This window comes from Martinezella sp. CNPSo 3795 (assembly GCF_057784475.1).
Window position 1 is genome coordinate 200082 of sequence record NZ_JBXSOQ010000001.1, and the last position, 24829, is coordinate 224910.

General features: G+C 60.0%; 26 protein-coding genes and 1 pseudogene. 9 read left to right on the forward strand and 18 right to left on the reverse strand.

Annotation, left to right across the window (positions count from 1 at the left end):
- Positions 1–19 precede the first annotated feature (19 nt).
- From AC13QY_RS00990 to AC13QY_RS01010, 5 genes are all read right to left on the reverse strand, one after another.
- Positions 20–922 carry a LysR family transcriptional regulator gene (locus tag AC13QY_RS00990; protein ID WP_162748761.1) on the reverse strand — a complete coding sequence of 301 codons (903 nt, stop codon included), beginning with the start codon at positions 920–922 and terminating at the stop codon, positions 20–22.
- Positions 923–1216: 294 nt separating this feature from the next.
- Positions 1217–1390: a hypothetical protein gene (locus tag AC13QY_RS00995; RefSeq protein ID WP_162748760.1), complete on the reverse strand. Its 174-nt coding sequence runs from the start codon at positions 1388–1390 to the stop codon at positions 1217–1219.
- A gap of 290 nt (positions 1391–1680) precedes the next feature.
- On the reverse strand, positions 1681–2280 hold the full coding sequence (locus tag AC13QY_RS01000; RefSeq protein WP_246661165.1) for a TetR/AcrR family transcriptional regulator: 600 nt from the start codon (positions 2278–2280) through the stop codon (positions 1681–1683).
- 16 nt (positions 2281–2296) lie between these two features.
- Positions 2297–2725: a hypothetical protein gene (locus AC13QY_RS01005; protein WP_113350796.1), complete on the reverse strand. Its 429-nt coding sequence runs from the start codon at positions 2723–2725 to the stop codon at positions 2297–2299.
- The gene (locus AC13QY_RS01010; RefSeq protein ID WP_145634785.1) at positions 2722–3165 is read right to left on the reverse strand and encodes a hypothetical protein; all 444 of its coding nucleotides are present in this window, start codon (positions 3163–3165) and stop codon (positions 2722–2724) included. The genes AC13QY_RS01005 and AC13QY_RS01010 overlap by 4 nt, the downstream gene beginning before the upstream one ends.
- A gap of 515 nt (positions 3166–3680) precedes the next feature.
- Here AC13QY_RS01010 and AC13QY_RS01015 point away from each other — a divergent pair.
- Positions 3681–4412, forward strand: coding sequence for a helix-turn-helix transcriptional regulator (locus AC13QY_RS01015; protein WP_113350794.1), 732 nt, complete (start codon positions 3681–3683; stop codon positions 4410–4412).
- Here the strand turns inward: AC13QY_RS01015 and AC13QY_RS01020 are convergent.
- Together AC13QY_RS01020 and AC13QY_RS01025 are read right to left on the reverse strand one after the other, a co-directional pair.
- Complete coding sequence (locus AC13QY_RS01020) at positions 4402–5229, reverse strand: acyl-homoserine-lactone synthase (RefSeq protein WP_246661166.1); 828 nt, start codon at positions 5227–5229, stop codon at positions 4402–4404. The genes AC13QY_RS01015 and AC13QY_RS01020 overlap by 11 nt on opposite strands.
- Positions 5230–5265: 36 nt before the next feature.
- Positions 5266–5475, reverse strand: a pseudogene (locus AC13QY_RS01025) (3-hydroxyacyl-CoA dehydrogenase NAD-binding domain-containing protein); the annotation flags it as partial.
- Positions 5476–5619: 144 nt separating this feature from the next.
- On the opposite strand from AC13QY_RS01025, the gene paaG reads away from it, so the two are divergent.
- The 4 genes from paaG to AC13QY_RS01045 all read left to right on the forward strand — a co-directional run bounded on the left by paaG (position 5620) and on the right by AC13QY_RS01045 (position 8963).
- A complete protein-coding gene (gene paaG, locus AC13QY_RS01030; protein WP_113350791.1) occupies positions 5620–6408 on the forward strand; it encodes a 2-(1,2-epoxy-1,2-dihydrophenyl)acetyl-CoA isomerase PaaG in 789 nt (262 codons plus the stop codon).
- On the forward strand, positions 6405–6848 hold the full coding sequence (paaI, locus tag AC13QY_RS01035; RefSeq protein ID WP_113350790.1) for a hydroxyphenylacetyl-CoA thioesterase PaaI: 444 nt from the start codon (positions 6405–6407) through the stop codon (positions 6846–6848). Before paaG ends, paaI begins: the two co-directional genes overlap by 4 nt.
- A 104-nt stretch (positions 6849–6952) precedes the next feature.
- A complete protein-coding gene (paaK, locus tag AC13QY_RS01040; RefSeq protein ID WP_113350789.1) occupies positions 6953–8263 on the forward strand; it encodes a phenylacetate--CoA ligase PaaK in 1311 nt (436 codons plus the stop codon).
- Positions 8264–8366: 103 nt separating this feature from the next.
- Positions 8367–8963, forward strand: a complete 597-nt coding sequence (locus tag AC13QY_RS01045; protein WP_113329420.1) for a TetR/AcrR family transcriptional regulator — start codon at positions 8367–8369, stop codon at positions 8961–8963.
- Positions 8964–8972: 9 nt separating this feature from the next.
- Here the strand turns inward: AC13QY_RS01045 and AC13QY_RS01050 are convergent, their stop codons facing one another.
- From AC13QY_RS01050 to AC13QY_RS01100, 11 genes are all read right to left on the reverse strand, one after another.
- Positions 8973–9587, reverse strand: coding sequence for a transferase hexapeptide repeat family protein (locus AC13QY_RS01050; RefSeq protein ID WP_113350788.1), 615 nt, complete (start codon positions 9585–9587; stop codon positions 8973–8975).
- Entirely contained in the window at positions 9588–10106 is a 519-nt protein-coding gene (locus tag AC13QY_RS01055) for an acyl-CoA thioesterase (protein WP_113329422.1), read from the reverse strand. It lies immediately after the preceding gene.
- A 4-nt stretch (positions 10107–10110) separates the two neighbouring features.
- Positions 10111–12168 (reverse strand): phenylacetic acid degradation bifunctional protein PaaZ, encoded by a 2058-nt coding sequence (paaZ, locus tag AC13QY_RS01060; protein WP_113350787.1) that lies wholly within the window; start codon positions 12166–12168, stop codon positions 10111–10113.
- Between the two features lie 69 nt (positions 12169–12237).
- Positions 12238–12993 (reverse strand): Phenylacetic acid catabolic protein, encoded by a 756-nt coding sequence (locus tag AC13QY_RS01065; protein WP_113350786.1) that lies wholly within the window; start codon positions 12991–12993, stop codon positions 12238–12240.
- Between the two features lie 28 nt (positions 12994–13021).
- Entirely contained in the window at positions 13022–14098 is a 1077-nt protein-coding gene (gene paaE, locus AC13QY_RS01070) for a 1,2-phenylacetyl-CoA epoxidase subunit PaaE (RefSeq protein ID WP_113350785.1), read from the reverse strand.
- A 25-nt stretch (positions 14099–14123) separates the two neighbouring features.
- On the reverse strand, positions 14124–14648 hold the full coding sequence (paaD, locus tag AC13QY_RS01075) for a 1,2-phenylacetyl-CoA epoxidase subunit PaaD (protein ID WP_162748759.1): 525 nt from the start codon (positions 14646–14648) through the stop codon (positions 14124–14126).
- Positions 14649–14657: 9 nt separating this feature from the next.
- Positions 14658–15440 carry a 1,2-phenylacetyl-CoA epoxidase subunit PaaC gene (gene paaC, locus AC13QY_RS01080; RefSeq protein WP_145634792.1) on the reverse strand — a complete coding sequence of 261 codons (783 nt, stop codon included), beginning with the start codon at positions 15438–15440 and terminating at the stop codon, positions 14658–14660.
- Positions 15440–15724, reverse strand: coding sequence for a 1,2-phenylacetyl-CoA epoxidase subunit PaaB (gene paaB, locus AC13QY_RS01085; protein ID WP_113350783.1), 285 nt, complete (start codon positions 15722–15724; stop codon positions 15440–15442). The genes paaC and paaB overlap by 1 nt, the downstream gene beginning before the upstream one ends.
- Before the next feature lie 30 nt (positions 15725–15754).
- A complete protein-coding gene (paaA, locus tag AC13QY_RS01090) occupies positions 15755–16759 on the reverse strand; it encodes a 1,2-phenylacetyl-CoA epoxidase subunit PaaA (protein WP_113350782.1) in 1005 nt (334 codons plus the stop codon).
- Between the two features lie 324 nt (positions 16760–17083).
- On the reverse strand, positions 17084–17974 hold the full coding sequence (paaX, locus tag AC13QY_RS01095; protein ID WP_113350781.1) for a phenylacetic acid degradation operon negative regulatory protein PaaX: 891 nt from the start codon (positions 17972–17974) through the stop codon (positions 17084–17086).
- An 84-nt stretch (positions 17975–18058) separates the two neighbouring features.
- Complete coding sequence (locus AC13QY_RS01100) at positions 18059–18538, reverse strand: Lrp/AsnC family transcriptional regulator (protein ID WP_069610127.1); 480 nt, start codon at positions 18536–18538, stop codon at positions 18059–18061.
- Between the two features lie 118 nt (positions 18539–18656).
- On the opposite strand from AC13QY_RS01100, the gene AC13QY_RS01105 reads away from it, so the two are divergent.
- The 4 genes from AC13QY_RS01105 to AC13QY_RS01120 all read left to right on the forward strand — a co-directional run bounded on the left by AC13QY_RS01105 (position 18657) and on the right by AC13QY_RS01120 (position 24826).
- A complete protein-coding gene (locus AC13QY_RS01105) occupies positions 18657–20735 on the forward strand; it encodes an alpha-ketoacid dehydrogenase subunit alpha/beta (RefSeq protein ID WP_113350780.1) in 2079 nt (692 codons plus the stop codon).
- 2 nt (positions 20736–20737) lie between these two features.
- Positions 20738–21955, forward strand: coding sequence for a dihydrolipoamide acetyltransferase family protein (locus AC13QY_RS01110; RefSeq protein WP_145634799.1), 1218 nt, complete (start codon positions 20738–20740; stop codon positions 21953–21955).
- 17 nt (positions 21956–21972) lie between these two features.
- On the forward strand, positions 21973–23163 hold the full coding sequence (locus AC13QY_RS01115) for an aromatic amino acid transaminase (protein ID WP_113350778.1): 1191 nt from the start codon (positions 21973–21975) through the stop codon (positions 23161–23163).
- Positions 23164–23500: 337 nt separating this feature from the next.
- A complete protein-coding gene (locus AC13QY_RS01120) occupies positions 23501–24826 on the forward strand; it encodes an MFS transporter (protein WP_113350777.1) in 1326 nt (441 codons plus the stop codon).
- Positions 24827–24829: the final 3 nt, after the last annotated feature.

A 24829-nucleotide genomic window follows, 5' to 3' on the forward strand; every position in this document is an offset into this window, starting at 1 on the left:
ATTTGCCTATAGTTTAAAATCAACTCGAAGGCATCCCGCCATCGACTTCGCGCGCGTGCTCCTTGGCAACATCGAAAAAAGCCTGGATGGCCGCGTGATCGCGGCATTCCGGCAGGGTGACGAGGTAATGGCCGATGGCCAGCTCCGGCTCGACCAACGGCACGACCTCGATATGGTCATCGGGCGGAACCTCGCCTTCTATAGAGATCGCCAACCCAATTCCGGCAGCCGCCGCAGCATAGGCAACGTCAAGTGTCGCGACTTCAAGCACCGGCTTCAGGCGTATGCCCCGCTTGTTCGCCGCATCCTCCAGCAGCGTGCGAGTGCCGGACGCCTTGTTCCAGAGCACCATGTCGCGGCCATCGAGATCGCCAAGCGTCAGCCGGCCCTTGGCCAGCATCGGATCGCCTCTGCGGCCATAAATCGCCACGCGCGATTCATGCAGGCGCAGGGAGGAAAAACGGCCGTCGGATGCCACCTGCGAGATAGCGGCGACATCGAGCTCGCCGCGCAGCACGGCGTCTGCGAGATCGAGCGAAGGCCCGCCCCGTGTCGTCAGGCGCAGCGAAGGATATTCGCGGACGAACGCCATCAGGACCGGCATGATGAGGCGATGCGCACTGAAGCCGATCGAGATCGTGCCCGAGTTCAAAGACGTGGTGTCGGTGATCGCGCGATCGACCTCGTTCAGGCATTTCAGCGTGATCCGGATCTTGGCGATCAGATCGACTGCCGATGGCGCGACGCTGACATTATGCCCATCCCGAATGAAGACGCGCGTGCGGCACAGCTCTTCGAATGACTGGATCTGCGTCGAAACCGAGGGCTGGCTGATGCCCAAATCCTCGGCTGCACGGGAAAACTTTCCCGTGCGCGCCAAAGCTTCGACGGCCTTCATTTGCGCAAGCGTGACAGACGGCATTCTACAAAGCCTCACCTGGAGAAATCGCACAGCTGTCCGTTTCAATAAGTCGCGTATCCCGAGGAGGCAACCGGCTTTGGGCTGGATGTCCATGCGAAATAGCTTCAGCGCAGCACCGACCTGTTGGAAAGCCGCGACAGTCCCCATAGCGCGATCAATGTCGCCGCCCCTAGGATCATTGTCGCCAAAAGCCCGCAGCGCATCAATTTCTAGCGGGGATCATATCCGCATGTAGCGAGGCAATTTCGCGTATTCGCTTGGCTGAAAGGCTGTGATGGAAGCCTGAGCAATATCCTAGTCGTCCTTGTTTCGGGTTTGCCGCACCTCTTCCACAATCGCGTCGGTGTTATCCTTACGCTCCCGTGTCTCCTTTCTGCGGCGGCCGGAATCCGCCAATTGCCACAGGACAATACCGGCAGCACCGAGGCTGCCGATGATGGCCACAATGACTTCGAAATTCCAAATCATTGCCTCCCCATTTATTCAGGCGCATCCGCGCGTCGTGCTTGGCTGTGCAGCACAGGCGTCAAGCGATCCCGGCTTCAGTTCGCCTTCGTCATCAGCCCATGCTTCTCTCTGCAAAAGTGCGGTAGCGGTCATTCCAAAACGCCACCATGTGGGCGGCAGCGAGAAGACCCACCGTACCGACCATCTGCGCAATTGGCCCTGCCGAGACAGACATCATATGCACTGCTTTTTCCTCCGCGAAGGGGCGTGCTTCCATTCGTCCAACGTCTCTCGCCGCCATTTCTTTCGTCTTAGGGGCTGACGGCGCGTCGGCAGAAGTCGGTAACGGCTGCCACCAGCCTCCGCCGGTCGACATCCGATCCATCGGCCAGACAGTCATCCACCGCACTGTGCATGGAATTGAACAGCATGACGGCCGTGAGCCGGGCATCGACGAAGGCGAACGCGCCGGCAGCATGACCTTCGACAAGGAAGGACGTGAGGCGACTAACAAGAGGATTGGCACGTTTCATGTCCCGCTTCGTCGGCTGAAACTGTTGAAATACCAGATCGTGAAGCGCGACCTCGTCGAGATAGCCGAGAACACAGGCCTCCATCAAAACGTCGAGCCGCCGCACCCAACTGTCAGAGGCGGACGCTCTGGCGACGGCATCGATCCTCTCGCAAAAGAGCTCGACGAACCGCGCTTGCAGGGCTTTAAGGACATCGTCCTTGGTCTGAAAATAAAGGTAGAAAGTACCCTTGGCGACGTCTGCGGCATCGACGATCTCCGCAACACTGGTCGCGGCAAACCCCTTCTCCAGAAACAGTCTCTGCGCGGCATCCATCAATTCCTCACGGCGAATTTCCGGCGGCTTGGTGCGCGGACGCGGACGATCTGTAACGGTCACGGGTTCTCCTCGCTGTTCATAGGCTGTCGATGATGATACCCGCTGGCGAGAGAGCGGATGCGCACAACCACCTTACCGCAAGCGAGCCCTTTTCAAAGACTTCTAACGGCATATCGAGCGGAAGACGAGCAAGACTGCGCCGAGCGTCATCGAGCGCGGATGCGGGGGCGACAACTGCGACCCCGAGAAGGGAGCGGCAAAGCGCCTCGCGAACAAGATCCAGCCGCTGCGCCAGCATGGGCAGCACAGCCACATCTCTTTGAAACGTGCATCCGCAAGCCGCGACCAGGAGGAGAACAAAAGGTTGTTCGCGTCTCAGCCAGCTCTCGATCATATCGAGGCCCGCGCGCATGCCGTCGACATCAAGCGGCGTTTCCGCGACCAGTATCGCGAGCGGCCAATGAGTCTCATCACCCTCAGGCAACATCGATATATGCTCGCTCATGACAGCCCACGCAAAGCTGCCAGACCTCGCAGCGCCCCACCGACGTCCAGTGGTCTTCCTTGCGCTGCCGAAAGGGAAGCAAGCCACATCGCCGCCTCATTGACGTCATCGAACATCTGCGCGGGAATTCCGAATAGCTTTTCTGCATCCATGCGGCTCAACTCTTCGAGAGCCTCCGACGGTATGACGGTCGCCATGCCGATGACGAACTGCCTGATCCGCTCGCCATTGGCCTGAAGCCAGACCTTTGCATCCTTTGCGCCGCCTTCAGGCCGCTTGAGCGCCTCGGCATCGGTAAAGACACGCAATGTCGAAAACGATTCGCCGCGATCGAGCCAGGCGTCCCAATCCGAAAAGAAGGCGAGCTGCTCATCGAGCGACATCGCGCCGCGAGCGGCGGAAAGCACGAGCGGCCAATGGCTGAGATCGTGACGGATCATGACCGGATACCCCTCGATGCGGCAAATCGGAAGCAGGCGTCGCTCTGTGTTGCGCCTCCCACATTCTCAATACGGACGACCATTCGCATGCCCCTTAAAACCTGACAGTGATAGCCCACATATATGACTGACCGTCGGTCATTTGTAAAGGAAGGACATTCTTCGAGCCTGATATTATGGAGCTTGCACCCTGCCCGGCCTTAAAGCCGGCATGGTCGCGAGGGAAGCAGCGGCGCTTAGCGAAACGTCATATGGCGCGTATGCACATATGGCGAGGGGACTGGACCTGTATCTTCCGCGTGTATCCAAAGATGCAGCAACACAACCCTCATATGATTGGCAGCGACTATGTTTTCGACAATTTTAAGAGCCCAATCATGCCCGCGAAAAGTTGGCTTCTGAATAGCTGAGAGTGCGGCGGGAGCGCCAGGATGACCTTCAAACTTTGAAAGACATCCCAGACGCGCTGCGCGTGGCCCGAGCACCGCTTTCACTTCGGCTTTTATGGTGAGACTATGTTGACAGGATCACGCCAATCTCATTGCTTGTCTGAGATCGCTCAGGCAAATGACATCGATGAATTGCGACAGTTCTTATTCAAGTTCTGTTCTTTATACGGCCTGGCAAACGCAGCCTTTCATGTGACGCAAATCGCCGCCCTGTCGCAGCAAAACCCGCTTCTCCTGCTGACCTACCCGCCGGAATGGATAGACACATATATAGCGCACGATTACTTCTCGATCGATCCCGTTGTTCAAGCCGGACGCAACGGATTTCTGCCCTTCGACTGGTCGACCCTCGATCTGAAGTCGCCGCAAAGCATCTCCTTTTTCCGCGAAGCCGAAGCCTTTGATGTCGGGCGCTACGGCTTGACGCTGGTCGTTCGAGGGCCTCACGGTGAGCGATCGCTTTTTACAGTTACCTCAAATCTGAAAAGCGGCGACTGGGAGCAATTGCGAAACAGCATAATAGGCGATCTGCAGGTGATCGCCTATTATCTGCATGAGCAGTCATTGATCGTGTCCGGTCTGCGAGAACAAAGCATCGGACGCAAGCTTTCGAAGCGGGAAACCGAGTGCCTGGAACTGCTGGCGCACGGCCTGCTTCCGAAGCAGATCACATCCATTCTTGGAATTTCTGAAAGCGCCGTGCGCCTGTATCTCAGCTCCGGCCGCCGCAAACTTCACGTCAGCACCACAAATCAGGCCATTGCGAAAGCAATTTCGCTTGAGCTCATCAAAAGCTGAACTGAATATTCCCCGGCGACGAAGATGCGAATTGCAAGGTGGGGGTCCTGTCATCCTTGCCGCGCATCATCCTCAGCCGCTGCTCAAGCCGCTGATCGGACTCCTCGTTCACCTCCCAGAGGCCGACATAGAGGTTGCCGATCTCCGGCCGCGAACGCGCAAGCGGCGTCGGCGACCATCCGATCTTTCGGTAAACCCCGATCATCGATGCATCATAGACGCCCATGATGTGCTCGATGCCCGATTTCAAGCTCAGGCGGCAAAGACCGGAGAGCAGTTCGACGGCGGCTGTCTGCGACGACGGATGTCCGGCCTGAAGCGGAGGATGCACGCAAAACCGGGTGCACTCCCAGATCGAAGGGCTGCAGATATCGAGATCCTCGTTGAAAAAATGCTGGAACTCGCTCGAAAGCATCGTCTCGCTCGTTGTCGGCAACAGCCGCAGCGAACCCGTAAGCTCGTCGTCCTCTTCCTTCACGGCCAGGTAGATGGGGTCGTGCTCGTCGTCGAAGCGGTCGATCTCCAAACCACCTTCAACGTTGACATCCCACCCCATTCGATCACGGAAGACGAGCGCGCGGGCGCGGAACATCTGAGTGAAATACGAGGACGCCGCATTGCGGTCTCGTCGGGTCAGTATCTGTAGCATCAGCGTCTCCAAATTTTGCCTTAACAAAGCACCTTGGAGCCAGGCTTCAATATATCGATTCCGCCAGATTGCGTGACCGCGAGTACCCTTTAGAATCGAGGGGTACGGAGCAAGGCAGAGGTTCAACCGCTCCCGCGGCCCCTCCTGTCGGCATGCAAAGGTCGGCATGCAGGGGCTTGCGGGCATTCGGCGCGCTAACGCCTTTCAAGCGCAACGATTTCGGCAAGGCCGCGGGTTTGCCCATAATACATCGGGCCGCCGCGCCAGTGTTAAGCCGATCGCCAGGACTTCCGTGACCGTTTTCCCGGCCGGCACAATCTTCAGAAGCTTCGTGACATAGGCAGGCCCGAAGAAATGCAGCCTCACGAAGCGCTCCGGCTGCACAAGTCCTTCGCTAATTTCATCCGGATCAAGATAGGACGATGAGGGCCATCACACCTTCATACGTGAACGTTGACGGTCATGATCCTCATGTCAATCATTGCATTTATAATTGACTGACCGGTCGGTTTATGCAAGAGTTTTGCGTCGCCATCGAAAGGGCGGCAGGGAGGAAACATGTCCGAATCCGACACCATTCTGTCGGCGCTCGCCGATGGCGTCTTGAGCCTCACGCTCAATCGACCCGACAAACTCAACTCCTTCAACGAAGAAATGCATCTTGCGCTGCGCGCCGGCTTCGAGCGTGCACATCAGGATGCGGATGTTCGCGCGGTTCTCCTGACGGGAGCCGGTCGTGGCTTTTCGGCCGGCCAGGATCTCGGCGATCGCGATCCGCGCAAAGGCACTCCGGATCTCGGCCATACGATCGAGACTTTCTACAATCCCCTGCTGCGCCTCATTCGCAGTCTGGAAAAGCCAGTAATCTGCGCGGTCAATGGCGTTGCCGCCGGCGCCGGCGCCAATATCGCATTCGCCTGCGATATCACGATTGCAGCCCGTTCCGCCCGCTTCATCCAGGCCTTCGCGAAAATCGGCCTCGTGCCGGATTCCGGCGGCACCTGGAACCTGCCGCGGCTGATCGGCGAAGCCCGCGCCAAGGCGCTGGCGCTGACGGCTGAGCCTCTGGGTGCGGAAACGGCGGCCAGTTGGGGCCTGATCTGGCGCGTGGTAGACGATGAAACGCTGATGGATGAGGCAAAGGCGCTTGCCATCAGGCTCGCCGCCGGCCCTACAAAAGGCCTCGGCCTGACGAAGCGCGCCATTCAGGCGGCAGCGACAAATTCGCTCGACGAACAGCTCGATCTTGAACGCGACCTTCAGCGCGAAGCAGGCCGCAGCGCCGACTATGCCGAGGGCGTCACGGCTTTCCTCGAAAAGCGCAAGCCGGAGTTCAAGGGCAAATGAGCATGGCCGACACGCTTTCCCCAGAGGCGCTTGCAGAAGCATGCGCAAAAGCCATGTGGGACGAAGACAATGCCAGCCGCCATCTCGCAATGGAGTTGCTTGCAGTAGCACCGGGTGAGGCTACGCTCTCGATGGCGATCACCGAAGCGATGACGAATGGTCACGGCACCTGTCATGGCGGTTACATATTCACGCTTGCCGACTCGGCATTCGCCTTCGCTTGCAACAGCTACAACCAGCGCACCGTCGCCCAGCACTGTTCGGTGACCTATATCGCGCCGGCCTTCAGGGGCGACCTGCTGACGGCGACGGCGCGGGAGGTGTCGCGCCGCGGCCGCGGCGGAATTTACGACATTGCGATCACCAATCAGCAGGGCGAGCAGATTGCGGAATTCCGCGGCCACTCGCGAACGGTCAAGGGCACGCTGCTGCCGGAATAGGGTTCATGCCGGCAGCGCCCAGCATTACCCGGAAAAATGCGCAGCGGTGTTCCGGCCGGAATGGGGAAGAGACAAGAGGATAAGCATTTCTGGAGGAGACATTCATGGAAAACCTTTCTCCGCGAGCCAGCGAGCTGGAAGCGATCGAGATAGCCTCGCGCGACGAGATTTCCGCGCTGCAGCTCGAACGCATGAAGTGGTCACTCACCCATGCCTATGAGAATTCGCCCTTCTATAACAAACGCTTCGATGAAGCCGGCGTGCATCCCTCCGATCTGAGGGCCTTGTCCGATCTCGCCAAATTCCCCTTCACCACCAAGAAGGATCTTCGCGACACCTATCCTTTCGGCATGTTTGCGGTGCCGCGCGAAAAGCTTGCCCGGCTCCATGCTTCCTCCGGCACGACAGGTAAACCGACCGTCGTCGGCTATACCGCCAAGGACGTCGATACCTGGGCGAGCGTCGTTGCGCGTTCGATCCGGGCCGCTGGCGGCCGGGCCGGCGATCTGGTGCATGTCGCCTATGGCTACGGCCTGTTCACCGGTGGCCTTGGTGCACATTACGGCGCGGAAAAGCTCGGCTGCACGGTAGTCCCTGTCTCCGGCGGCATGACGGAACGGCAGGTGACGCTGATCCAGGATTTCAAGCCGCGCATCATCATGGTTACCCCCTCCTACATGCTGTCCATCCTCGATGAATTCCGCCGCCAGGGCATCGACCCCCGAGAAAGTTCGCTTGTCGTCGGCATCTTCGGCGCAGAGCCATGGACCAACGCCATGCGCGAGGAAATCGAACACGCCTTCGACATGCATGCCGTCGACATCTATGGCCTGTCTGAGGTCATAGGTCCGGGCGTTGCCAGCGAATGCGTCGAGAGCAAGGACGGGCTGCACATCTGGGAAGACCATTTCTATCCGGAGATCATCGATCCCGTCACCGGCGCGATCTTGCCAGATGGCGAACTCGGCGAGCTGGTGTTTACGACGCTGACCAAAGAAGGGTTGCCAATCATCCGCTACCGCACGCGCGACCTGACGCGGCTGCTGCCCGGCACGGCACGCTCGATGCGCCGCATGGAAAAGGTGACGGGGCGCTCCGACGACATGATGATCCTGCGTGGGGTCAATGTCTTCCCGACACAGATCGAGGAGCAGATCCTCAAATGCCGCGGGCTTTCGCCGCACTTCCAGATCGAGCTGACGCGCTCCGGCCGCATGGACAACATGACCGTTCATGTCGAATGCACGCTGGAGGCGGCGGACGAAATCGCGCGCGGCGTTTCGGCAAAGGAACTCACCCATCACATCAAGAGCGTGGTCGGTGTCTCGACGAAGATCGCCGTGCATCCGCCGGGCGGCGTTGTCCGCTCGGAGGGCAAGGCAAAGCGTGTGGTCGACAACCGCCCGAAAGAATGATTGGTGTCGTAGCGGATAGCCCGACAAGGATTTGATCGTGTATAGGAAGCATCGACCATTAGGCATGGATAATGTCAACCGGCAATGAGCAGAGCAGGATCACATGGCACGCACGCGCGCAGTTGATTTCGAGGAAAAGCAGCGCGGCATCCTGGCAAGCGCTGCGGCGGTCTTTGCCGAGGTCGGCATGGAGAAGGCCTCCATGTCGATGATCGCCTCGCACAGCAACGTCTCGAAGGCCCTGCTCTATCATTACTATCCCGGCAGAGATGCGCTGATCTTCGATATCGTGCAGACGCATCTGACAGAGCTGGAAAGCGCGATCGAAGCAGCCGATCGCACCGATGCAACGCCGCAGGAACGGCTGCGCCTGCTCGTGAAAGCCGTATTGAAAAATTACGAAGGCGCGGACAACGAACATCAGGTTCAGCTTAACGGCACGCATGCGCTCTCGCCGGAACAGCTGTCGGAGATCAGGACGATCGAGCGACGCATCGTCAAGCGCTTCTCCAGTGTGATCCAGGACCTCAACCCTGATCTCAACAAGAACAAGCCATTGCTGATGCCGGTCACCATGTCGCTCTTCGGCATGATGAACTGGGTCTATATGTGGTTCCGTCCCAACGGCCCGATCACCCGCGACGAATATGCCGATATCGCCACCACCCTCATCCTTGAAGGGGTCAAGGCCGTCCGTTGATATCGCGCCTCAATCGCCGAGCTTCATCCGTTCGAGAATAAGAGGATCATATTCCGGCGCGCGGATGCGACGGCGATCAGGCTCGGGCGCGGTGAGCGGCTCGACGGCCGCCAGCTTCTCCTTTGCCTCCAGTGCGAGGCGCTGATAGATGGCGGTACCCTGGCGCTTCCACGCAATCTCATCTGCCGTAAGCTCACGCACCGCTCGGGCCGGCGATCCCAGAGCAAGGCTGTTAGCCGGAATTTCGGCACCGGCCTTGACGAAGGCCATGGCAGCGACGATCGCATTCTCGCCGATAACGGCTTCATCCATGATGACGGCATTCATGCCGACCATGACATTGGCGCCGATGCGGCAGCCATGCAGCACAGCGCCATGGCCGATGTGCCCCGCCTCGCCGATCACAACTTCCAGATTCGGGAAGCTATGGACGACGCAGGTCTCCTGCACGTTCGAGCCGCGCTCGAGCACGATGCGCCCGAAATCGCCGCGCAGCACGGCGCCCGGCCCGACATAACAGGCCGGGCCGATGATAACGTCGCCGATGACGGTTGCGGCCGGATGCACGAAGGCTAAGGGATCGATGACCGGGATCAAGCCGTCATAGGAATAGATCTGCGCCATTCAGTCGGCTCCCAAACCTTCCACGTCGCGACCGGTTTCGGCTACGGCTTCCAGCCGCTGCGCGAATTCGCGACGCAAGGTGCGGCGAAGCTGGGCTGCCTTGTGACGGCGGATATCTGTCGGCGTGACCGGAACAAGCTCGGGCACGCGGACCGGTCGACCGGCCTCGTCAACGGCAACCATGGTGAAATAACAGGAGTTGGTGTGGCGGCGCTGGCCGGAACGGATATTCTCCGCTTCCACCCTTATGCCGACTTCCATGGAGGTACGGCCGGTATCATTGATAGAGGCCCGGAAGGTGACGAGTTCGCCAACATTGATCGGCTCCTTGAACAGCACCTGATCGACCGACAGCGTTACGGCATATTGCTTGGAATAGCGCGACGCACAGGAGAAGGCAACGCGATCGAGCAGGTTCAGAAGGGCGCCACCATGCACCTTGCCGCTGAAATTCGCCATATCGGGCGTCATCAGCACGGTCATTTCCAGGCGATGCGGGTCTTGCTCAATCGTCGTCATGCATTCACTCTCTTGTTTTCGCTACCATCGTCAGAACGTCATATTGCGCGACGACGGCATCCAGCTGGTTGGTCACCTTGCAATCCCAGCGCACCTCGCCGTGCTCGGCATTGATGCGGGGATTGATCTCCTTGCAGGTCAACTGCACCTGGAGCGTATCACCCGGATTGACCGGTGTCAGGAAGCGCAGATTATCGACCCCATAATTTGCGAGAACCGGGCCTGGAGCCGGATCGACGAAAAGGCCTGCCGCGAAAGAGACGATAAGATAGCCATGCGCCACCCGGCCCTCGAAGAACGGATTGGCCTTGGCTGCCTCCTCGTCCATATGGGCATAGAATGTGTCGCCGGTGAAACTCGCAAAATGCTCGATATCGTCGAGCGTGACGGTGCGCGTGGTGGTGACGAACTGATCGCCGACCGTTAGCTCGGCAAGCGATTTGCGGAACGGATGCTCGCTGCCGGTGCGCGCATCCGCCCCATCCATCCAACGTCCCGTCACGGCCGAAAGCAGGCGCGGAGTGCCCTGAACTGCAGTGCGCTGCATGTAATGCTTGACGCCACGGATACCGCCGAGCTCCTCGCCGCCGCCTGCGCGGCCGGGACCGCCGTGAACGAGGCCCGGCAAGGGTGAGCCGTGCCCGGTGGAACTCTTGGCACTCAAGCGGTTGCCGATCATGACGCGGCCGTGGAACGGTGCCAGACCGAGAACCACTTCCTCGGCAAAATGCGGATCATTGGTGAAGACGGAGGCCACGAGGCTGCCCTTGCCGCGTCGTGCTAGATCGACCGCCTCTTCCGCCGTATCATAAGGCATGACGGTGCTGACGGGGCCGAAGGCCTCGACATCGTGAATGGCACGCGCCGAGCCCGGCTTGTCACAATAAAGCAGAACCGGATTGAGGAAGGCGCCGGCGCTGGCATCGCCGGACGTGACGCGCGGATTGTCGGGATCGCCGCCGACGATCTCGGCCTCGATAGCGAGATCCCGAATGCGAGCGCGGACTTCCTCACGCTGGTCGAGGCTTGCAAGCGGCCCCATACGAACAGTCTCATCGGCCGGATTGCCGATCACCGTCTTGCCGAGGCGATCGTTCAAGGCGGCAATCAGCGCTTCACTATAGGAACGGGGCGCAATGACGCGGCGGATGGCGGTGCACTTCTGTCCGGCCTTGACCGTCATCTCACGGGCGACCTCCTTGACGAAGAGATCGAACTCCTCCGTGCCAGGAGCAGCATCGAGACCGAGAACGGCCGCATTGAGGCTATCGGCCTCCATGGTGAAACGCACGGAGTTTTCGATAATCGACTTGTGCATCTTCAGACGCTGGCCGGTTGCGGCAGAGCCGGTAAAGGTCACCACATCCTGGCCTTCGACATGATCGAGGAGATCGCCAACCGAGCCGCAAACAAGCTGCAGCGCACCTTCCGGCAGCAGGCCTGTTTCAATGATACGGCGAACCATCAGCTCGGAGAGATAGGCTGTCTGGCTCGCCGGTTTCACGATGGCGGGAACGCCGGCAAGCAAAGTCGGCGCGATTTTTTCCAGCATGCCCCAGCAGGGGAAGTTGAAGGCATTGATGTGAACGGCAACACCCTGTAGCGGGCTTAGGATATGCTGGGCGGAAAAGCTTTGATCCTTGGAGAGCTGCTCCGCATCGCCATCGAGCAGCACGCGTGCATTCGGCAGCTCGCGCCGACCTTTGGAGGCATAGGACAGCAGAGTTCCGATGCCGCCTTCGATATCGACCCAGCTGTCCGCACGCGTGGCACCCGTCGCCGTAGAGAGCGCGTAGAACTCTTCTTTCCTCTCGAGCAGCGCCTGCCCAAGCGCCTTCAGCATTGCGGCACGCTCATGGAAGGATAGGCGCCGCAGTGCCGGTCCGCCCTTGTCGCGGCCATGGGCTAATGTCTGCTTGAAATCGATACCGGAGGAATCGATGAACGCGACGGGTGCGCCGGTCGACGCATCAAGCAGCGGCACGCCTTCCTTGGCGCCGGCGACCCAGGTGCCCCCGACATAGCTTTCAAGCCGGCGCGGCTGTTTTGCCATGATGTTCATCCGTTTTTCCTTCCTTCATCTTTTCCGGCAATCCTGAAAGGCAAATAGCCGTTTGCTTTCCGGGCGTGGCTAAGCCAATCCGAGCGCAGAGAGCTGCGCATCGACATCGGCTCGCCATTCGGCCAGCAGGGTCTCGTTGGGCTGATGACGCAGGCCGAAGCGCGACAATGTCTCGAAGCGGGTCGAGCCGGCATGACCAAAGCTCGCGGCAACACGAGGGTACCAGTAGGCCATCGAAGGTCGCGCCTTGGCCCGCCCCTCATCATCGGCGACGATGCGGGCAAGACCGGCGGCGCCGAGTTCGGCGTGCCGCTTTTCGCGCGGCAGAATGGCACGGAAAGTTTCTGCCAGCGGCTGGTAGGAGACGCGCGCCAGCTCCTTCAACTGCACGACACTGGCAGCACCCATGAGCACATTCATGACGACAGCATCCACCCAGCCTTCGAGCGGGTAGTGGAATACGGCAAGCCGCATGTCGCCGCCGTGCCTCACAGCGCCTATATCGGCATCGCGGGCGAGCCGTGCCGCCCATGGATGCTGGACGGCATAGCGCTCGCCATCAACGCCGAAAGTCTCCATGATCTTCAGGACCTGACCGGCATGGTCGGTCTTTTCCAGCACGATGCGTGCCGCAGAAATGCGCTCCTGAATACCTGGGGCGTCGTTGATGATATCGGCAAAGCCGGCGGAACCGGCCAGTTCGCTATCGACAAAGCTCGCCATCAGACGCAAGAGTTCGCCGCGATAGCGCGGAGGCGCATTGTCCGGCGAGGAGAGCATCCCACCCTCCTCCAGATATTGCTCGATAGGCATCGTCTCGGACATCTTGTTCCTCCCTTCGACCCACACGCGCCTACTGGTCGTAGCTGACGGCGATGCGGTCGGTGAGCGGGTAGCACTGGCAGGTCAGCACATAGCCCTGGCGCACCTCGTAATCCTCGAGCGCGTGGTTGACCTCCATCTCCACCTCGCCTTCGAGAATCTTGGCGCGGCAGGTGGAGCAAACGCCGGCTTTACATGCGTAAGGCACGTCCATCGCATTTTCGAGCGCGGCATCGAGCAGGCATTGGCCATGCTTGGGAAATTTGAACGTTCGCGTCGCGCCGTCGAGCGTGACCGTTGCCTCGCACGCCGCGTCCTGGTCCGCGCCGGCGGCCTGTTCCACTTTGCGCCGCGCGCGGCCGGGCTGCGCGGAGGCGAAAAGTTCGAATTTAATCTGGTCGTCGCGCATGCCGTGCTCGCGCAGCGCCGCGGCAATTGCCAGCATCATCGGCTCGGGACCGCAGATGAAGGCTGTCGCAACCGACTTAATATCGATCCAGCTCTTGAAGAGCGCCTTGCATTTTTCCGCATCGATCCTCCCCGTAAAAAGATCGATTTCCTGCGCTTCGCTTTCAAGAATATGCAGCACCGATAGGCGGCCGAGATAGAGGTTCTTCAGATCATCGAGCTCTTCGCGGAACATGATCGAGCTGATCTGCCTGTTGGCATAGACCAGCGTGAAGACCGAGCGTGGCTCGCGCGCCAGCACGGTCTTGATGATCGAGAGAACCGGTGTGATGCCGCTGCCGCCGGCAAAGCCGAGATAGTGTTTTGCCGCGTCCGGCTCGATCGCCGTGAAGAAGGCTCCCATCGGCGGCATGGCTTCCAGCGTGTCGCCCGCTTTCAGTTTTTCGTTGATCCAGGTCGAGAAACAGCCGCCGGCCACGCGCTTGATGCCGACTTTCAATACGCCCTCGTCCTTGCCGGCGCAGATCGAATAGGAGCGGCGCAGCTCCTCATCATCGAACTTGCGGCGGAAGGTCAGATACTGGCCCTGCGTGAAATCGAAGATGGCTCGGTCCTCCTCGGATGGCGCAAGCGTGACGACGACCGCATCGCGCGTCTCGCGGCGCACATCGGTGACGGTCAGCGAATGGAAACGTGCCATGGATGCGGGCCTTGTCCTGTTGGGGTCAAATGCACTTGAAGTAATCAAAAGGTTCCAGACACTCGGTGCAGCGATAGCTTGCCTTGCAGGGCGTCGAGCCGAACTGGCTGATCTTTTCCGTGTCCGTCGATCCGCAGTGCGGGCAAGCGACAACGAGGTTGGATCGGCCTGCAAGCCGGTCAATGCGTTTCATCAGCACGCCATCGGCAGCGGTGCCATCGATCGGCGGGGCGATTCCGTAGGCGCGCAACTTCTCGCGGCCTTCCGCGCTGATCCAATCCGTCGTCCAGGCAGGCGACAGCCGGCGCTCAAGGCGCACATGGTCGAGGCCTTTTTCGGCAAGCGCCCGCTCGATATCGAGATTGATGACCGTCGTGGCGGGACAGCCCGAATAGGTTGGCGTCACCGTCACCACAAGCGTATCCTCGTGCCAGCCGACATCGCGGATGATGCCGAGATCGGTCAGCGAGATCACCGGGATTTCCGGATCCGGCACCTCAGACAGCCAGTGCCAGACCTCGTCGACCGAGGGATGCAGCGCGGTCACCATGTCAGCCTCCTACCAAGTCGCGCCCGGATAGGCGCGCTGCAGGAACTGCATCTCGGCCAGGAGATAGCCGAGATGCTCGGTGTGAACGCCGCGCCGGCCGCCCTTGTGCATGTAGCCATCTGCCTGGCGTTTCAGCGTCGCTTCGGTAAGTGTATCGGAGACGATCTCGTCCCAGCCCGCCTTGAGGCTTTGCGGTTCCGGGATCACGCCGGCCTGTGCCAGTGCCGCATCGGCGGCATCGCCAACGAACATTTCACCGGTGAAGGCCCAGAGATCGTCGAGAGCCTCCTGCATGCGACGATGGCTTTCGGCCGTGCCGTCGCCAAGGCGGATAATCAGGTCGCGGCTGCGATCGAGGTGATAGGAGACTTCCTTGAAAGCCTTCTCGGCGATCTCGGCGATGCGTCGGTCGGCAGATCCTTTCAACGCTTTCAGCAGCAGATAGTGCCAGGCGTCGAAGAGAAATTGTCGCATCAAAGTCTTGCCGAAATCGCCATTGGGGCGCTCAACCAGCAGGACATTGCGAAACTCGTAGCCATCGCGCAGATAGGCGAGTTCGTCGGCCGAACGGCCCTTGCCTTCCACCTCGCCCGCCAGAGCGAGCCAGAGTTGCGTCTGGCCAATGAGATCGAGTGCGGTGTTGGCAAGCGCGATATCCTCTTCCAGCGCCGGTCCGCGGCCGCACCATTCGGAAACGCGGTGGCCTAAGATCAGCGTGTTGTCGCCGATGCGCAGGAGGAATTCGACGAGAGCGGCCTGAGCGGCCGCCGGCTCAAGGGTAGCGGTCGCCATCACATGTGCCCCACTTCATCCGGAATGTCGAAAAACGTCGGGTGACGATAGACCTTGGAATTAGAGGGATCAAAGAGCGGGCCTTTTTCCGAGGGTGCGCTGGCGGTGATCTCAGACGAGCGCACCACCCAGATACTGATGCCTTCGTTGCGGCGGGTATAGACATCGCGCGCATTGTTGATCGCCATCTCGGCATCGGGTGCATGCAGGCTGCCGACATGGCGATGGTTGAGGCCATGCTGACCACGGATGAAGACTTCCCAAAGCGGCCATTCGCTGGACATGTTTCTCACTCCCTGAACTTTCGAGCCGCCTTATTCGGCGGCAATCTTTGCGGCAGCGCGGCGCTCGGCCACCTTTTCGGCATGCGCCGTCAGACCGTCGCGGAACCAGGCGCCATCGTCCCATGCCTGCTTGCGGGCATTCAGCCGCTCCGCATTGCAGGGGCCGTTGCCGGCGATCACGTTGAAGAATTCCTCCCAGTCCGGTTCGCCGAAATCGTAGCCACCCTTCTCCTCGTTCCACTTCAGATCGGGATCGGGGACGGTCACGCCGAGGTACTCCGCCTGCGGCACGGTCTGGTCGACGAATTTTTGCCGCAGCTCATCATTGGAATTCTGCTTGATCTTCCAGGCCATCGACTGGGCCGAATGCACGGAGGCATCGTCTGAAGGGCCGAACATCATCAGCGACGGCCACCACCAGCGGTTCAAAGCATCCTGCACCATGGCTTTTTGCACCGGCGTGCCCTTCACCATTTTCATCAGGATGTCGAAGCCCTGGCGCTGATGAAAGCTTTCCTCCTTGCAGATGCGGATCATGGCCCTGGAATAGGGGCCGTAGGAACAGCGTTGCAGGGGAACCTGGTTCATGATGGCAGCGCCATCGACCAGCCAGCCGATCGCGCCGATATCGGCCCAGGTCAGCGTCGGATAGTTGAAGATCGAGGAATATTTGGCCTTGCCGGAGTGCAACTGCTCATACATTTCATCGCGGCTGATGCCGAGCGTCTCGGCGGCACAGTAGAGATAGAGGCCGTGGCCGGCTTCGTCCTGCACCTTGGCAAGCAGGATCGCCTTGCGTTCTAGCGTCGGAGCACGGGTAATCCAGTTACCCTCCGGCAGCTGACCGACGATTTCGGAATGAGCATGCTGGCTGATCTGGCGGATCAGCGTCTTGCGGTACCCTTCCGGCATCCACTCCTTCGGCTCGATCTTCTGGCCGGCATCGACGCGCTCCTGAAAGGCGCGCTCCTGGGGATCCATCTCGTCGAGGGAGCGGATGCGGGCGTCGTCGGTTTTCACCATCTGTGCATACATTGATCTTTCCTCCGTCTTCGCGCGTCCGACGCGCTCGAGAATGATCGCAGGCCCGGGGTTGTCTCGAAGCGCATCAGCAAGGCCGCCGCGTTACGGCACCGCCAGTATAAGCCTGTTTCTCGTTCTCCTCCACGAAACAGCGATCCCGCGGCAAATGCATTAACCGACCGATCGGTCACTGTATTAACATGAGATATGTCACAGTACAAATGAATTTTCCAAATTTTTTGTGACATTTTAGACTATCATTTTTTGTGACATTTTAGACTATCAAAGAGTGCAGCGAGGCAACTGCTTCGCTATGTTACTGAGAGGATTGACCCTTCAGAGGGACTTGAGACGTTCGTGCCGATTTTGGCTCGCCGGCGTGGTCTCTTGAAGCTTGCCTGCCTCATTGATGAAATGGCGGCCAACATAAGCATCGGCTTTTTTCGACAAAAGCAGATAGAGATCGGCGAACAGCCGCCGTGCCTCCTCGCCCGGCCAATTATCCGGCAGCGCAGACTTGGGAAGATGCGGCTCACGCAGCATGATCAGGCGATATTGATGCACGAGCAACAGCCGCGCAATCAGGCAATCGAACGGCGATAGCGCGGCACAATTTCCGACGCGTTTGAAAAATGAACCGAACCGGGCAATGAATTCGCGATAGGCCTCTGCGAAACGCGGCAGGTTCCAGGCCTCTTCGGCAAATTCCCGCAATGCGCCGTTCTCGGTCGCCAGCTGCGCGTCGAAGACGACGACGTTGCTCGGCAGGGGCGGTGCTGGATGCGTTCCCACTGCCAGGCGCGGGTTCAACCTCGCAAACCCCTCCCGCTCAAGGCCCTGCATAATCTCTTCCGGCGCAGGTCCGTTGATGAGGACGAACTGCCATCGAACCGCGGGCTGCGGCCCATAAAACAGGCTGGCAGCCTCGACGAATTCGGCTTGAGCGGCGTCGGTCAGCCGATAGAAGCTGCGGCGCCCTTCGCGCTCGCCCACAAGCTGACCCGCCATAACCAATCGCGACACGGCGGTCCGCACCAGTGTCTCGGTAATCCCGACGCTCTTGCACGTCTCGATGAGGTTGCCGATCCAGACGACGCCTCCGCGCGGCTCGATGACATCGCCGTAGATCGTCACGATGAAGCTCGCCGCTTTTATCGGCAAGTTGATAAGGAGCGCCGCAACCGCTTCGCTCAAATCATGGCCGAGCTTGACGTTATCAGCCGACACTCCAACCCTGCTCCGCATCTGAAATTATTAGAGTTTATTAGCGTGAGACGCTCGCACTATTCAAGGCGAGTACGGACAGAGGCTTTATCGTGACACATTCGTCGGCAACGCCGTGGTGTATTTGACGCATTTCAGCGAGAAGTGCGACGATGAGCTCAGCACGGCTTCATGGGTCAGGATACCCCGCATCAAAAGCCCCTCATATTCCCTGACATCGGCAACGACCGCGCGGATCAGGTAATCCCACTCCCCCGACATGGAGTAGCATTCCAGCACCTCGCGATAGCTGGCGATGAACTGTTCGAAGTCGCGCCGCGTCGGCGGATCATGGGTCTTCATTTTGACCTGGCAGAAGACATTCAGCCCCTTGCCGATTTTGTCGGGATCGACAAGGCGAACCGTCCGGCCGAGCACGCCCGCGCTTTCCAATGCCTTGATCCTTCGCCAGCAAGAGGCAGGCGATGCGCCGACCTTTTCTGACAGCGCCGCCTGACTGATATCGCCTTCCTCCTGCAGGACGCGCAGAATCGCTCTGTCGACGTGATCAAGATCGAAATCTTCCATTCAGAAATCCGCCACTTATGAAACATATCTTTCAAAAGCTACGGCAAAGCCTGTCAAATTGAAAGGAATAGAGCTGACGCTTGAATTAAAATAGTTGAGCCATCTGTAGGAGGATCACATGGCCCAGCTTGCCTTCAAAAGCCACGAGCGGAACTCGCCCGACGATCACATCGACTGGCGCAAGGTTGCCTATCTCGTTCATCTCTCCCGGGCTCTCGACGAGATGGAGGAGAAGCGCCTCGTTCCGGAAAAGAAGGTTCTCTACCAGTTTTCCGCACGCGGCCATGACATGGCGCAAATCCTTCTTGGAATGCAGCTGACCGGCCTGCACGACGCGACCTGCGGCTATTATCGCTCGCGGCCACTTCTGCTTTCTCTCGGCGTCGACCCGGCCGATGCGCTGGGTTCAGCCATGGGCCGCGCCGGCGGCTATTCCGACGGCCGCGACATCGGTGTCGTCTTCAACTATCCAAACCGTTCCGGCGCCTCGGCCTTGCCCATGTGCGGCGGCGTCGGTGCGCAATACACGCCGACGGCCGGCTGGGCACAGGCGATGAAATACTATGCCACCACGCTCGGGCGCACGGAATACGCACGCGACATCGGCGTCGTGCTTGGCGGCGACGGCTCGGTTGCCTCGAACGGCTTTTGGTCGGCGCTGACCGCTGCAACCACGCAAGCACTGCCGATGCTGTTCTATATCGAGGACAATGGCTTTGGCATCTCGGTGCCTTCGACGGTGCAGACGCCGGGAGGGAATATCGCCGCCAATCTCGCGAGCTGGAAAAACCTCGCAATCTTCGATGGCGACGGCTGCAACCCCGCCGAAGCTGCGCATCTGGTGCAGGATGCCGTCTCCTTCGTTCGTGACGAACGCAAGCCGGCGCTTCTCAGGCTCACGGTTCCGCGCCTTGAGGGCCACAGTTTTCAGGACACGCAGGCCTACAAGAGCGAGGAAACCGTGAGGCGCGAATGGGAGCGCGATCCCCTGCCGCGCCTGAAAGATTTCCTCGTTCCCGCCGTGATGACAGCACAGGAATGGGATGTCTGCGAAAGCGACGCGCGCGAGACAGCCGAAAACGCCCGTGCGCAAGCCGAAAAGAGGCCGGTCGCCGACCCCTCCTCCGTGACCCGCCATGTGTTCTTCGACGGCGACATGCAGACGATGGGCGGCCAGCATCCCATGGGTTATTCCGCACCGGCCACGACAAGCGAACCGGAGACATCCGGGCCGCGCATCAACATGGTCACAGCAATCCGCAGAACGCTCGAACACGAGATGTCGATCAACGAGCGCGTCGTAATCTTCGGCGAAGATGTCGGCCCAAAAGGCGGCGTTCACGCCGTCACCCTGGGCATGCAGGAAAAATTCGGCAACGAGCGGGTCTTCGATACCTCTCTGTCCGAAGAGGGCATTATCGGCCGTGCGGTTGGCATGGCGCTCGCCGGGCTCGTCCCCGTTCCCGAAATCCAGTTCCGGAAATATGCCGAACCAGCGACCGAACAGCTGAACGATTGCGGCACTATTCGCTGGCGCACCAACAACCGTTTTGCCGCCCCCGTCGTGGTGCGCATGCCCGGCGGCTTCTTCAAATGCGGCGACCCCTGGCACAGCCAGACCAACGAAGTGGCCTTCGTACACCAACCAGGCTGGAAGGTCGCCGTTCCCTCGAACGCCGAAGATGCGGTCGGCCTGCTGCGTACCTCGATCCGCGGCAACGACCCGGTCATCTTCTTCGAGCATCGGGCGATGCTCGATCACGCTTGGGCGCGGCGCCCCTATCCCGGCGACGATTTCGCGCTGCCCTTCGGCAAGGCGAAGCTGACGCGGACCGGCAGCGACATCACCATCGTCACCTGGGGCGCCATGGTGCAGCGCTGCGAGGAAGCAGCCGAGGGTATCTCCGCCGATATCCTCGATCTCCGTACATTGATGCCCTGGGATCGGGAAGCCGTGCTTGCATCGGTCGCCAAGACCCATCGCTGCCTCATCGTCCACGAAGATCTCGAAGCCGCAGGCTTCGGCGCGGAAATTGCCGCCGTGATCGCGGACAAGGCCTTCACGGATCTCGATGCGCCGGTCTCGCGCCTGACCATGCCGGATATCCCCAGCCCGCATAACCCCGTGCTTCTCGACTGGGCCGTCCCGTCCAGCGAGCGGATCGCCAAGCGCATTGCCGAAATCCTGGAGTTTTAGGGATGACTGGTATCATCGAGATCACGGCTCCGATCGAGCAAGAGGGCACGAAAGCGGTTGTCCGAAACTGGCTGAAGCGGATCGGCGACCATGTCAAGGAAGGCGATGCGCTTGTCGAACTGGAAACCGACAAGGTGACCCAGGAGATACCGGCGCCATGCGACGGCATCCTGAGCGAAATCGCGATGGCGGATGGCGATGATGCCGCGCCCGGCGCGATCCTCGGACGGATGAGCATCGAAAATGCAAACGGTGGTGCAGCGCAATTGGCCCAGGTTCCGTTGCAGATACAGCCGGCTTCACCTGCCACGGCCTCCGCCGCCGCTTATTATTCACCCGCGGTTCGCAAGGCCGCCGAGGAATACGGGATCGACCCGGCCAGTCTGAAGGGCAGCGGCAGGGACGGACGGGTCACACGAGCCGATATGGATCATGCGCTGGAAACCGCCAGGCCGCATCCATCTGCGTCGGTGTCGCGGCAGGCTGAGGCTGGACAGACCTCGCCGGCAGCCGCGGTGGACGGCAAATCTCGCATCGTTCCCCATTCCGCCATGCGGCTTTCGATCGCCAGGCATATGGCCCAATCCCTGGCGACGGCACCGCAGGTCACCGCAATCTTCGAGGCGGATTTCACCGCGATCATGCGCCATCGCGAAAGTCACAAGGATCGTCTGAAGGCTGAGGGCGTAAACCTTTCCTACACCTCCTATTTCGTGGCGGCATCGATTGCGGCCATGAAGATCGTACCGGGGGTCAACAGCCAATGGCATGATGACGGCCTCGAGATCTTCGAAGACGTCAATATCGGGATCGGCATTGCATTGGCTGACAAAGGCCTGGTGGTTCCCGTGATCCGGCAGGCGCAGAAACTTTCGTTGGAGGCCATTGCCGTGCGACTTCAGGATCTGACGGATAAAGCGCGATCGAATGCGCTCAAGACCGACGACTTGAAGGGAGGAACCTTCACCATCTCCAATCACGGCGTTTCCGGCTCGCTGGTCGCATCCCCGATCATCATCAATCAGCCACAATCCGCCATCCTCGGCATCGGCAAGCTGGAAAAGCGCGTCGTGGTACGGGAGGTCGACGTGGTCGATACGATACAGATCCGCCCGATGGCTTACGTGTCCCTGACGATTGACCATCGCTCCCTGGATGGGCATCAAACGAATGCCTGGCTGACGGAATTCGTACGGATTCTGCAGAACTGGCCGCAATGAGCACGAGGGAGGAGCAAATGAACAAGACAGCGTTTTTCGATAGCCTTACGGAACAGAAGCCCGACCCGCTGCTTGAACTGATTGCCAAGTTCGCGGCGGATCCGCGATCCGGAAAGATCGACCTCGGGGTTGGCGTCTATCGCGATGAAACGGGCCGAACACCGGTCATGAGAGCCGTCAAGGCGGCCGAGCACCATCTTTGGGAAACCCAAGAGTCCAAATCCTATATCGGCCCTGAGGGCGATCATGCTTTTCTGCGCGCGCTGGCCCGCGAAATCTTCGGTGAACGCCACGGCGGCAAGCCGGTCGCGGGAATTCAGACCCCTGGGGGCACCGGCGCTCTGCGTCTGGCTGCGGAACTGCTTGCCCTCGACAAGCGGCGCAAGATCTGGATGGGCACGCCGACATGGGTCAACCATCATGCGATCTTTGCCGCGGTCGGCCTTCAGGTCGAAACCTACCGCTTCTTTGACATCGGCAAGCAGGCTATTCTCGTTGACGAGATGCTGACGACCCTGCGCAACGCAGCATCCGGCGATGCCGTGCTGCTGCAAACGAGCTGCCATAATCCGACAGGTGCAGGATTATCATCGCAGAACTGGCGAGACATCGCCGAGATCGCCGCCGACAAAGGATTGCTGCCGCTCTTCGACAATGCCTATCAAGGCCTCGGTCACGGCCGGGTCGAAGATGCGGCAGGCATGATCGATGTCATCGAAGCGGTCGGCGAGGCGATGGTTGCCGTCTCCTGCTCCAAATCCTTCTCACTCTATCGGGAGCGCACCGGCGCGGTCTATCTCTTCGGCGATCAGCAGGCGCCGTTGAACAAGGGCATCGGCAATCTGGCGAGCTATGCCCGCGCCAGCTATTCCATGCCGCCAGCGCATGGGGCTGCTATTGTTGCCGCGATCCTGCAGGACCCGTCGCGGCGCCAGGCCTGGGTCGATGAACTCAGCGAAATGCGCAACCGCATAGCCGAAATCCGCCGCGCCGCCGCCGAAGCCTTTGCGCAATTCCGTCCCGATCTCGCCAATATCGCTTCGCAGGAAGGCATGTTCTCCCTTCTGCCGATCCCTCCGGAAAATGTCCGGCAACTTCGGGCCGAACACGGCATCTACATGCCGGATTCCGGCAGGATCAACGTGGCAGGGATGCGTGTTACGGATGTCGCATCCGTCGCGAAGCGCATCGGTCCCTATCTTGCCTGAACATACGCCAAAATAGCCCGGCGTTTCGCGTAGAGACGTGATCGGGACGCGCCAATCGGCTCGCCGGCCGTAGCTTTTGCCGCGCATCCAACTCGGCAAAAGCACCCGGATTCCACTGCTGCCCGAACGCTATGCTCTGCCCTTAAGCGGACCGAGCGCGTGTGGGCTCGCGCCTATTGACCTTTTCATACATAAATATAATCTGCGTATATGCAAGATGGCGGTCAGGCTTGGCTGTCACGTCAATAGCCAGATCGAGATCCGGTTTAAGCATGAAGGCATGCCTTGTCCGCGAGGGTTTCGCTACGAGGCATTCTGCCTTTGGGAGGAGTAACTTATGACAAACGACAATCCGGCGCTGCAAAGCGCCGTGCGCAAGGCGACGATTCGTCTCCTGCCCTTTCTGGGCTTGATGCTGATCCTGAATTTTCTCGACCGATCCAATGTCGGCTTCGCCAAGGTGGCTTATCAGGCCGATACCGGTATTTCGGATGCAGCCTATGCCTTCGGCGCCGGCATTCTCTATCTCGGCTACGCCACCTTCGAAGTGCCGAGCAACCTGATCATGCAGCGCGTTGGCGCCCGCCTTTGGCTGAGCCGGATCATGATTACCTGGGGTATCGTCTCCGCCTGCATGGTCTTTGCCCACACACCAACGAGCTACTACATCGTGCGCTTTCTGCTCGGCGTTTGCGAAGCCGGTTTCTATCCGGGCGTTCTCCTCTATTTGACCTACTGGTTCCCCGCCAAGCAGCGAGCGCGCGCCACCGGCCTGTTCTATCTCGGCATTCCCCTATCGCTGGTGATCGGTGCACCACTCTCCGGCTGGCTGCTCACCCATCACGACGTCCTTGGCCTCACCAACTGGCAATGGATGTTTGCGGTCGAAGGCCTGGCGGCAACCGTCGTCGGCATCGCAGCCCTCTTCTTCCTGACGAGCCGCCCAAACGAAGCAAAATGGCTGACGGCGGAGGAGAAAAACGCGCTGAATGCCGTTATCGAGGCAGAAGAGCGCAGTAAGCTTTCCGAAGTGAAGCACTCGGTCTTCAGCGTGCTGAAAGACTGGCGCGTCCTCGCCTTCATCGGCATCTACCTGTTCATCCAGATCGGTGTCGGCCCGATCACCTTTTACCTGCCGGCGCGGCTAGCGCAGGCGCTCGGCGGCGGCGTCAATACCTGGGTCGGCGTGCTGCTCGGCCTACCCTGGCTTTGCGCGCTTTTCGCAACCCGCTTCTTCACCGTCTATGCCGACAAGCATGACAACCATCGCATCGTCTGCATCGCCATGCTGACGGCAGGCACCATCGCGCTAGGAACGATCGGCCTAACGATGAATCCGTGGGTGATGGTGATTGCGGCCTGCATCGCGGTTCCGGGCCTTGCCTCTTCGCAGCCGGTCTTCTGGAGCCTGCCGACCCGCTATCTCGGGGGCGTCGGTGCCGCTAGCGGCATAGCCTTCATTGTCTCGCTCGGCAATCTCGGCAGCTTCGCCTCGCCGCAGATCAAGGCCTATGTTGACGCAGCCACAGGCAATGGCGATATCGGCTTCTACATCCTCGCCGGCTGCTGCTTCCTGTCTGTCGTGCTGCTGATCGCGCTCGGCCCGCACCGCCGCTGGATCGTCGACGCCGAGCCGACCGCCGGTGGCAGCCGTTCGCATTGAAGG